Annotated in this window: 8 protein-coding genes and 1 pseudogene; 3 read left to right on the top strand and 6 right to left on the bottom strand. The window is 74.6% G+C overall.

Annotation, left to right across the window (positions count from 1 at the left end; all coding sequences use genetic code 11):
* Window positions 1-153: 153 nt before the first annotated feature.
* Together ABZY91_RS40220 and ABZY91_RS40215 are read right to left on the bottom strand one after the other, a co-directional pair.
* Window positions 154-810 carry a DUF6230 family protein gene (locus ABZY91_RS40220; protein ID WP_329880864.1) on the bottom strand — a complete coding sequence of 219 codons (657 nt, stop codon included), beginning with the start codon at window positions 808-810 and terminating at the stop codon, window positions 154-156.
* A gap of 135 nt (window positions 811-945) precedes the next feature.
* The gene (locus ABZY91_RS40215; protein ID WP_355409012.1) at window positions 946-1,782 is read right to left on the bottom strand and encodes a TetR/AcrR family transcriptional regulator; all 837 of its coding nucleotides are present in this window, start codon (window positions 1,780-1,782) and stop codon (window positions 946-948) included.
* Window positions 1,783-2,264: 482 nt separating this feature from the next.
* Here ABZY91_RS40215 and ABZY91_RS40210 point away from each other — a divergent pair, with 482 nt between their 5' ends.
* From ABZY91_RS40210 to ABZY91_RS40200, 3 genes are all read left to right on the top strand, one after another.
* On the top strand, window positions 2,265-2,939 hold the full coding sequence (locus tag ABZY91_RS40210) for a Tat pathway signal sequence domain protein (RefSeq protein WP_355409010.1): 675 nt from the start codon (window positions 2,265-2,267) through the stop codon (window positions 2,937-2,939).
* Window positions 2,940-3,081: 142 nt separating this feature from the next.
* Window positions 3,082-3,954: a MoxR family ATPase gene (locus tag ABZY91_RS40205; protein WP_355409008.1), complete on the top strand. Its 873-nt coding sequence runs from the start codon at window positions 3,082-3,084 to the stop codon at window positions 3,952-3,954.
* Window positions 3,951-5,501, top strand: coding sequence for a VWA domain-containing protein (locus ABZY91_RS40200; RefSeq protein ID WP_355409006.1), 1,551 nt, complete (start codon window positions 3,951-3,953; stop codon window positions 5,499-5,501). Before ABZY91_RS40205 ends, ABZY91_RS40200 begins: the two co-directional genes overlap by 4 nt.
* Before the next feature lie 69 nt (window positions 5,502-5,570).
* Here ABZY91_RS40200 and ABZY91_RS40195 read toward each other — a convergent pair whose 3' ends face one another.
* The 4 genes and pseudogenes from ABZY91_RS40195 to ABZY91_RS40180 all read right to left on the bottom strand — a co-directional run bounded on the left by ABZY91_RS40195 (window position 5,571) and on the right by ABZY91_RS40180 (window position 9,193).
* Window positions 5,571-6,566, bottom strand: coding sequence for an alpha/beta hydrolase (locus tag ABZY91_RS40195; RefSeq protein ID WP_355409004.1), 996 nt, complete (start codon window positions 6,564-6,566; stop codon window positions 5,571-5,573).
* A 766-nt stretch (window positions 6,567-7,332) separates the two neighbouring features.
* A pseudogene (locus tag ABZY91_RS40190) lies at window positions 7,333-7,416 on the bottom strand (chaplin); the annotation flags it as partial.
* 138 nt (window positions 7,417-7,554) lie between these two features.
* On the bottom strand, window positions 7,555-7,770 hold the full coding sequence (locus ABZY91_RS40185; protein ID WP_355409002.1) for a hypothetical protein: 216 nt from the start codon (window positions 7,768-7,770) through the stop codon (window positions 7,555-7,557).
* A gap of 10 nt (window positions 7,771-7,780) precedes the next feature.
* On the bottom strand, window positions 7,781-9,193 hold the full coding sequence (locus tag ABZY91_RS40180; protein ID WP_355409000.1) for an MFS transporter: 1,413 nt from the start codon (window positions 9,191-9,193) through the stop codon (window positions 7,781-7,783).
* Window positions 9,194-9,899 lie beyond the last annotated feature (706 nt).

Below are 9,899 nucleotides of genomic sequence, written 5' to 3'. Positions count from 1 at the left end.
GTCTGCCAGGAGGGTGCGTCACCGGGCCCTGCCCCGACCCCCGGGCCGTGAGCACCGGGCCGTGAGCACCGGGCCTTGAGACCCGGTGGCGGTCGTGCCCGGCGGAGGCGTTCCCGGGTGCGGGTCCTGCGGCGGGTTCGGGCTCGGCCACCGTCAGCAGCCCTCCGAGCTGAAGGTCAGCCGGAGGTTGGGCAGTTTGAAGGCCCCGGCCGTGGTGGCGTAGTTGTGCTGCCGCAGGTTGCGGATCTTCACGGTGTCGGCCTGCTGCCCGAAGACGCCCGGCAGGCCCTTGACGCCGGCCTTGGTGTAGGTGCTCGCGTCACCGCCGATCTCGATGTTCTTGAACTCCGCGTCGCCCGAGAGCAGATCGGAGTCGGTCGTGAGGTCGGTGGCGGTGACGGGCGTCCCGGCGTCCCCGGCCTTGATCAGCAGGTTGATGCCGCCGAGGTCCACGCTCTGGCAGAGCCTGGTGAGCGAGGCTTCCTTGATCGCGGAGACGGCGACCAGCACCTGCCCGCCGGTGTCCCCCTCGTTGGGACTGTTCTCGATCATGTGGTCCAGGCTGCCGAACTGCTCGAAGCCGACGCCGTCCAGGCTGTCGGCCGTGACGGTGAACGGCATGCCGGAGATGGCGAACTGGGCGGCGAGCACGCCCTGCGCGGTCAGGGTCATCAGCAGGGCGCCGGCGGCGACGGCGGGAACGGCCATCAGCGCGGTGCGCTTCAGCCGGACCCGTCCTCTGAACCCGGTGGGCGCCTCGGCGGTCTCGGTGGTCTCGGTGGTGCGGGCTGCGTCATCGGACGTGGCCATGTGTGCTCCCTCGAACGGTGGACGGGCAGGCACAGGCACGTTGTCCTGGCGCGGACAGCGTTCTGCGGACCGGCCGGGTGGACCGCCTCTCGGCAGCGGGGCGGGCCGTCGGATCCGCAGTGGGTAACTGGGAAGCTACTGCCCGGTATTCAAGGGGTCAATACGGGTGCACGAAGGATCATCGACCGCTCGGACCCGGTCCGGGGCACCCCCGACCGGGCCCGACCCGGTCGGGGACGACGGCTCCGGCGCACCGGGCTCCGGCGGCGCCGGAACCGCCGCAAGGCGCCGCGCCGCCTCCTCCGGACCGAGGAACGGCGCCAGACAGAACAGGCTCAACATCGGTAGCAGGCTCGGCAGTTCCTCCGTCCGCCCGGCGTCGATGCAGCGCTGGAGCATGCTGTACACGCCGCCGACGACCGCGTCGACCATCGCCTCCGCCGCCACCCCGTCGGGAAGTTGCGGCACCTCGGCGAAGAAGGCCCGGAACCGGGTGAGGAGTTGGTCCCGCTCGCGGCGCCCGGCCGGCCCCACGGCGTCCAGTTCGATCACCGCCATGGTGGCGAAGGCCGGCACCCCGGCCAGCAGTTCGAGCATCGCCCGGAGCGCCTCGCGGATCCCGGTGCACCAGTCCGGCGCCACCGCGAAGGCCGCCGCCATCCGGCGGATCACGACCCCCGTCCCGTGCCGGTGAGCGGCCAGGAAGGCGTCCTCCTTGCCGGTGAACAGCTCGTAGAAGACCGGTCTGGTCACCCCCGCCGCGCGGCAGATGTCGCTCACCGTGGCTCGCTGGTAGCCGTGTTGCGCCACCGTGTGCACCAACCCGTCGAGCAGCCGCTCCCGTTGGGTGGCGGCGACCACGTCGGGCGGCAGCTGGCTCGGACCGCGTTTGATCGATCGGGCCGGGTCCCGGCCGGTGCGCGCGCCGGGCAGGAGAACGTCCCCACGACGAGTAGCTGACTCCGGTTTCATCGCCAACTCCTGTGTTTTGTCTTGACATTGACGCGACGTCCGGTTTACAACACTGACGGGTTTCCAATCTGCGGCCAGGCCGCCGGAGACCCGCACGCGTTCCGACTGTCCAGTATGGCGAACGCATGCCCGGCGGTGGCAGCCGCCGACGTGCACCCGGCGTGCCCACGCACCACCCGTACCCTTCGCGCGCCATCCGCACCACCCGCACCCTCCTCGCCGTACTGCCGCCGTACCCGACGTACGTCGACGTACCGCCCGGCTCCCCGCCGTACCACGGCGCCGTGCCGCCAGGTACCTCGACCTGCCTCGCCGTACGGGCGGGCCCGTGGCGCCGGGCCCGCCGAGTCACCGTCCGCGGTGCCCCACCACCCGCACCACCCCGTCGCGGTCGCTCATCGGCCGGCCACCGCCGCACGCCACCCCCACGCGACCTCACGGGCTCCCCCCACCCGACTCCGCCAGGAGAGAGGCACACCCTCATGCGCATCCGCCGAACCCTCGGTACCGCCGCCCTCGCCGCCGCCGCGGTGCTGGCCGCCGGCACCGTCACCCCCGCCCAGGCCGCCGGCCCCGCCGTGCTCACCCACACCGCCCCCGGCGGTCCGAACGTCGCCGTCGGCGACGTCCTCACCGCCAACCTGGTGGCCGGCAGCTACGCCACCTTCTACTCCAGCGCGACCGGGACGAGCGGCATCAAGTGCGCCACCTCGTCGTTCTCCGCGACCGTGACCAGCAACCCGGCCGCCCCGGGCGTGGCCACCGAGCAGCTCAACAGCCACACCTTCGGCTCCTGCACCGCCAACGTGATCGGCGTGACCAGCGTGCAGAGCATCACGGTCAACAACCTGCCGTACACCAACTCGGTCAGCGACGCGGCCGGCAACCCGGTCAGCCTCAGCCCGACCGCGGCCGGGCCGCTGCAGACCACGGTGGTGCTGAAGACCGTCCTCGGCACCATCACCTGCGTCTACCGCGCGCCGGGCAGCATCGCCGGCACCACCAGCAACGTCGGCCAGACCATCGGCTTCAGCTCCCAGGCGTTCCCGAAGGTCTCCGGCCCGAGCACCTGTTTCGCGACCGGGTACTTCAGCGCGACCTACGGGCCGGTGACCGACAGCTCGGTGCCCGGCAACCCGCACATCTACATCAACTGATCGCCCCCGGCAGGGCCCTCGGCACCTGCGCGCGGCGTGCGGCGACTCCGGTCGCCGCACGCCGTTCGGCACGCGACAGCGAAGTGACCCACCGGTAGGGTGCTGGCGACAGGCACCGTGAGCGACCGGGAGTGGAGCACGCATGGGCGGCGAGGGCACGGGGTTCTTCGAGTCGGTGGCCGACACCGCCGCGCGGCTGGCCGAGGCGGGCTACCTGGCCTCGACCGGGGTCGCCACCACCGTCTTCCTCGCCGACCGGCTCGGCAAGCCCCTCCTGGTGGAGGGCCCGGCCGGGGTCGGCAAGACCGAGCTCGCCAAGGCCGTCGCCGCGATCGGCCGCGCCCGGCTGGTCCGGCTCCAGTGCTACGAGGGCATCGACGAGGCCCGCGCGCTCTACGAGTGGAACCACGCCAAACAGCTGCTCCGGATCACCGCCGGGCGGGACGAGGGCTGGGACGGGGCCCGCACCGACATCTTCGGCGAGGAGTTCCTGCTCACCCGCCCCCTGCTCACCGCCATCCGCGGCGACGAGCCGACCGTGCTGCTGATCGACGAGATGGACAAGGCCGACGTCGAGGTGGAGGCGCTGCTGCTCGAAGTGCTCAGCGACTTCCAGGTCACCGTCCCGGAACTGGGCACCATCACCGCGACCCGACGACCGTTCGTCCTGCTCACCTCCAACGCCACCCGGGAGCTCTCCGAGGCCCTGCGCCGCCGCTGCCTCTTCCTCCACCTCGACTACCCGGAGGCCGAGTTGGAGCGCCGCATCGTCCGGCTGAAGGTGCCCGGTCTGGACTCGGCGCTGGCCGACTCACTGGTCCGGGTGGTCGGCGCACTGCGGACCATGGAACTGCGCAAGGCGCCGTCCGTGGCGGAGACCGTCGACTGGGCCCGCACCCTGCTCGCGCTCGGCGCCGACACCCTTGACGAGGCACTCGTCCGATCCACCCTCGGTGTCATCCTCAAACACCAGGACGATGTGGTGAAGGCCGCACAGAAGCTCACCCTGGCATGAGCCTCCCGCCGGACCGCACCGCCGACGCCACCGCCACCCCCGGCGCCGGCACCACGCCGGCCGCCGACCTCGCCGCCCGGCTGACCGCCTTCGTCCGGTCGCTGCGCGGCCACGGCCTGCGGATCGGCCCGGCCGAGACGGTGGACGCGGCAGCCGTGCTCGACGTCCTCGGCCTCGCCGAACGCGAGCAGGTCCGGGCCGGCCTGGCCGCCGCCCTGCTGCGGTCCGACGGGCAACGGCCGGTCTTCGACGCCGCCTTCGACCTGTTCTTCCCGCTCGGCGTCGGCGCCCCGGAGGCCGTACGCCGGAACGCGGCCCAGGACACCGAAGGCGCGCCGCACGCCCCGGACCCCTCCGCCCCGAACCCCTCCGCCCCGAACCCCTCCGCCGAGGACGCCGCGCTCCGCGAGGACCTCCGGGCCCGGCTGGCCGCCGCACTCGCCGCCGACGACCGGGCCGCCCAGGCCAGCCTCGCGGGCGAGGTGGTGGCCGCGTTCGGCCGGTACGGCACCGGCGGCGGCGGATCCGCAACGCCCGGCACCAGCGGCTGGTCCGCCTACCAGGCGCTCGGCCGGCTCGCGCCCGAAACCCTGCTGGCCCGCGTCCTCGCGGCGCTGCGAGCGGGCACCGTCCGCGACCCCGACGGCACCGGCCCGGACGGCGCGGACGTCGCCGACCACCTCCTCCCCGACGAGATCCGGCGCCGCATCCAGGGGTTCCGCGCCATGGTCGCCACCGAGGCACGCCGCCGGGCGGCCGAGCTCCGCGGCACCGAACAGGTCGCCGCGCGGGCCGTCGCGCCCACCGTCGACCGGATCGACTTCCTCGCCGCCGGCCGCGACCAGCTCGCCGAACTTCGGCGCACCGTCCACCCGTTGGCCCGGAAGCTGGCCACCAGGACGGCCGCGCGCCGACGCCGGGCGGCGCGCGGCCGGATCGACCTGCGCCGCACCCTGCGCCGCTCGCTCTCCACCGGCGGCGTCCCACTGCGCCCCGCGTACCGGCTGCGCCGGCCGGCCCGGCCGGAACTGGTGCTGCTCTGCGACGTCTCCGGCTCGGTCGCGGGCTTCGCCGACTTCACCATGCTGCTCGTCCAGGCGATGCGCGACCAGTTCAGCAAGGTCCGGGTGTTCGCCTTCGTCAACCGCACCGCCGAGGTGACCGGGCTGCTCACCCGGGGCGGCGCCGACCCCGCCGCACTGGCCCGCCGGATCCTCACCGAGGCCCGGGTGACGGGCTACCACGGCAACAGCGACTACGGCTCGGCGCTCGGCGAGTTCGCCGACGACCACCTGGACGCCGTCGGCCCGCGCACCAGCGTGCTGGTCCTCGGCGACGCCCGGAACAACCACCGCGATCCCAACGTGCCCGCGCTCCGCCTGATCGCCGCCCGGGCCCGCCGCGTCTACTGGCTGAATCCCGAGCAGCGCTCCCTCTGGGGTACCGGCGACTCCGCCGCCCGCGTGTACGCCGAGGTGGTGGAGATGCACTCCTGCCGCAACTCCCGCCGCCTGGGCGACTTCATCGCCCACCTGCTACCGGTCTGACGAGCCCGCCGGTCCGACGAGTAGGTCCGACGAGCAGGTCCGACGAGCAGGTCCGACGGGCCGGTCCGCTCAGCCGTCCAGGTGCCGGAGGAAGTCGAGCAGGGCCGCCGTCACCTCCGCCGGCCGCTCCTGCTGCGTCCAGTGCCCGGCCCCCGGGAGCGTGACGTGCCGGTACAGCTTGGGTGCCATGGCGTCGAGCAGCCGGCGCAGCGCCTCCTCGGGGATCATCGCCGACACCATGTCCCGGTCGCCGACCACGTAGAGGGCCGGCACCTCGACCAGGCGGCCGACGAGGCCCGCGAGCAGCTCGTTGTTGCGGTCGATGTTGCGGTACCAGTTGAGGCCGCCGGTGAAGGCGCGCTCGCCGTGCTCGGCGTAGTCGGCGACGAAGGCCTCGATGTCGGACGCGGAGAGCCAGCCGGGCAGCGTCTCCGGATCGGGGAGGGTGTCGAGCAGGGTCCGTCCTTCGGGCACCGTCCAGGCCTGCGGCCGCTCGGAGCCGGGGCGGTCACCGGATCCGCCGACGAGCATGCGGCGGAAGGTGGAGTGCAGGTCCTCCGCCAGTTCGGCGTCGGCGACGCCGGGGCGCTGGAAGTAGATCTGGTAGAAGCCGTCGCCGTACAGCTGTCGGGGCTGCGCCAGCGGCGGCAGCCCGAGCGTCGGCAGCGGCGGCACGCTCAGCCCCGCGACCGCGCGCACCAGGTCGGGGCGGAGGGTGGCGGTGGTCCAGGCGACGGGGGCGCCCCAGTCGTGGCCGACCAGGACGGCCCGCTCCTCGCCGAGGGCGCCGATCAGGGCGCCGACGTCGCCGACCAGGTGGAGCAGCGTGTAGGCGTCGACGGACTCGGGCTGCTCGCTGCGGGCGTAGCCGCGCTGGTCGACGGCGACCACGTGGTAGCCCGCCGCGGCGAGCGGGGCGAACTGGTGCCGCCAGGAGTACCAGCTCTCCGGGAACCCGTGCAGGAGCAGGACGAGCGGCCCCTCCCCCTGTTCCGCGACGTGCAGCCGGACTCCGTTCACCTCGACCTGACGGTGTGCGATGTGCCCGTACGCCTGCAAGGTCATGCGGCCCTCCCTGGTCGCGGCTCGCCACCGGATCGGACGGACGGCGCCCGACCGTTCGCCCTCACCCTGCCCAGCGGCGTCCCCCGGGAACCCCCTGCCCCGTCCCGCCCGCGGCGGGGGCCGGGTCAGCCCCACCCGTGGCCCGAACGAGGCAGTACACCCTGTTCCATGAGGTGCGATCGTCGACAGTGGTCACCCACCGGATCATCCCCTGAAGCAGATTCCGAGCGGGTCAGGAAGATCGTCGAGGACCGGGACCCGCGCCTGTGTCGGATCATCCTTCCCCTTCGACGACATCTGGCACGGAGGGCCGAGGATGGAGCGATTCTTCGCAACAGCGCTGCGGACGCCCACTGAAGCCGGCCAAAGTCGGGACGTGGTTGCACCGTGCCCGCCCGGCACTTGCGTCACCTCCCGTGAGAAGCCGTCTGGACGCTGGCGCCACGGGCCGGGCCCGGGACGCCGACGGCGGCCCGGGCCCGGCCCGTGGATGCGTGACACCCGGCAGGCCCCCGGCCCGGTCACCCGGGTCAGGGAGTGGGCGGGACGGCGGCGGTCGGGGTCAGTTGTTGCCCCCGCCTCCGCCGTTGTTGCCCCCGCCTCCGCCACCGTTGACCGGGGGCGTGGGGAACAGGTTGAGGAGGCCGCCCAGAATGTTGGGGCTGTAGACGTTCGTATTGCCGCAGATGTTCGCCACGCCGGCGTCTCCGCCGACGGCGCAGCCGGCGACGGGCTTCCGGTCGACGTGGCCGCCGTACCCGTGGTGGGCGCCCGAGCCTGCGACGGCCGTGCTCGCACCCGCGAGCACCAGGCCGCCGGCAGCGGCGGCGACGACGATCTTCTTGATCATATGTACTCCTCATCCGATGAGATCCTCGCCCGATCGTGCGCGGCGGGGCGCGCCGTCCTCCTCAGGCGGGGCCGTCGGCCGGGATGTCCACGAACGAGTTTCACTCCCGTCGCCCAACGGGGGACCGGAGGGTCCGCGTCAGTCGTCGCGCCCCCCGCGGTCGAGGAGGGCCACCACCCCGGCGAGGGCCGCGCCCAGGACGATCATCACCAGGTAGCCCACCGTCTCGTACCCGGTGGGGATCAGGTAGCGCAGGAAGCCGAAGACGTGCAGGCCCCAGAGGTGGTCCGAGACGAGACCGCTGATGCCTCCGACCACGAGGACGAAGCTCACGAATCCGAGCAGGTTCTTCATTCCCCGGACGCTAGAGCGCCGGGTCGTCACCCGAATCCGACTTTCGGAGCGGGCGACCGCCACCAAAGTCGCGCCCGCGGAAGGCCGGCGCGGCGAGCAGCGGCACGGCGAGGAGGGCCGGGGCCGCGGCGAGGGCGAAACAGAGGGGCAGCGGCAGCTGTCCGACCAGCAGGCCGACGGTCGCGGCACCGCCGGCCGAACCGGCGTTGAGCGCGGTGTTCACCCAGGCCCCGGCCCGGGTCCGGGCGTCGGGTGCGACCGCCTCGTCCGCCACCAGGTAGGCGGTGGTGACGGCGGGTGAGACGAAGAGTCCGGCGAGCGCGACACCCGCGCCGAGCAGGAGGAGGTTCGGTGCGAGCCCCGCGACGGCCAGCGACAGTCCCAGGCCGGCGGTCAACAGCGGCAACCGGGCCGCGTTGGACATCGGCCGGTCGAGCGCGCCGAGGGCGAGACCTCCGACGGCACTGCTCGCCGAGAGAGCCGCCAGCACCCAGCCGACCGCCCCCGGACGGCCCTGCTGCTCGGCGGAGACGACCACCATCAGGTCGAGCGCGCCGAGCGCGAGACCGGTCACGGCTGCCGCGAGCACCGCGCGGCGCAGCTCTCCCCCGCCGCCGAGCCGCCCGCCCCGGGGCCCACCGTCGGTGGCCTGCCCGGCGGCCGGCGGTACGGCCGGAGCGGTCCGGGCGGGGGCGGTCCCGGCGGGAGCGGTCCCGGTCGCGGTGACCTCGGGCGGAACCACCGCAGGCGCGTCGGCCGAGGGCGCGTCGACCGAGGGTGCTCGGGCAGCGGCCGGAGCCGCGACCAGCAGCAGCGTCCCGGCGAGGACCAGGGCCGCGCCCACCGCCACGGCACCGGCCGGGCCGACGACCGGGAGCAGCACGCCGACCAGCAACGGCCCGGTGACGAAGAGCAGTTCCTCGGCCACCCCGTCCAGGCTGTAGGCGCGGCGGAGCAGTGCCGGGTCGGGCAGCAGCCGGCGCCAGAGCGTCCGCATGACCGGTCCGAGCGGCGGCGTGCAGGCCCCGGCGGCGACCACCAGGATCCCGACGGCCGGCGGCTCGACCCCCGGCCTCGCGGTGGCGCCGGCCACGGCCAGGAGCAGTGCGGCGTACAGGCCGGCCATCGGCGGCAGGGCGCGCCGGGGTCCGTACCGGTCGACCAGGGCGGCCCTGGCCGGCGAGAGGAGCACGCTGGCCAGCGCGAACAGGGCCATGGCCACGCCGGCCGCCGAGTACGAACCGGTGGCGTCGCGGACGGCGAGCAGCAGCGCCAGCGGGACCGTCCCGTAGGAGAGGCGGCCGAGCAGGGCGGCGGCGAAGGTGCGGCGGGCGTGCGGTGCGCCGAGCACGGCGCGGTAGGAGGGACGGCGGGAGGCGCCGTCGGACGGGGTGCGCGCGGGCGCGGGGGAAGGCGTGGACACGGGATCGTTCCTCGGGAGAACCGGGCGGGGCGTGACGGCCCTCGGCCCGGGTGCGTACGGGGACACCGGAGCGCCGCGCCGGTCGAACGGGCGCGGTCGTGGCGGGTCGGTCACGCACGAGGAGCGAACATGGTTCCGAACCGTACCAGCACCGCCCGGGCTTGCGTCCCCCGCATCCCGGCGGGCCCACGGGCGGGAGCCCCGGCCGCACCGCCACGGGTCCACGGACGGCACCGGGCGGCGCCCGGCGGCGCCCGGCGGCTCCGGGGACGGGCCCGGACGGAGCAGCGGGCAGGGCGGGGCGGCGGGCGCCCGGGTACGTTCGCGGTGTGCAGCAGAGGTCACTCCACGTCAGCAGACGTGCCCGCGCCGGTAGGCCGGCGGCGGGCGCCGTCGCCGCGCTCGTCCTCGCCGCCGGGTCGTCGGCCGGCTCGGCCGCCGCCTTCGCGGCGTCCACGACGGCGAAGCCCACGGCGACGCCCACGGCAGCGGCGCGCACCGCCGCGGCCCGTACGACGGCAGCTGCCACGGCGACACCCACGCGGGCGTCCGCCCGGCCCGCCGCACCGACGGCGCCCACCACGCCGGCGCGCACCGCCGCCACCGCGCCCACCGCCACCGCCACCGCCACAGGAGGCCACCGAACGCCGGATCCGCGCCGAGTTCTACGCCGCCCACCCGGTCGCCGAACTGGCCGGGCGCTCCG

This window comes from Kitasatospora sp. NPDC002965 (assembly GCF_040611255.1).
Classification (GTDB): domain Bacteria; phylum Actinomycetota; class Actinomycetes; order Streptomycetales; family Streptomycetaceae; genus Kitasatospora.
The sequence above is the reverse complement of the archived record's forward strand: the minus strand, read 5'-3'. Positions and strand labels throughout refer to the sequence as shown.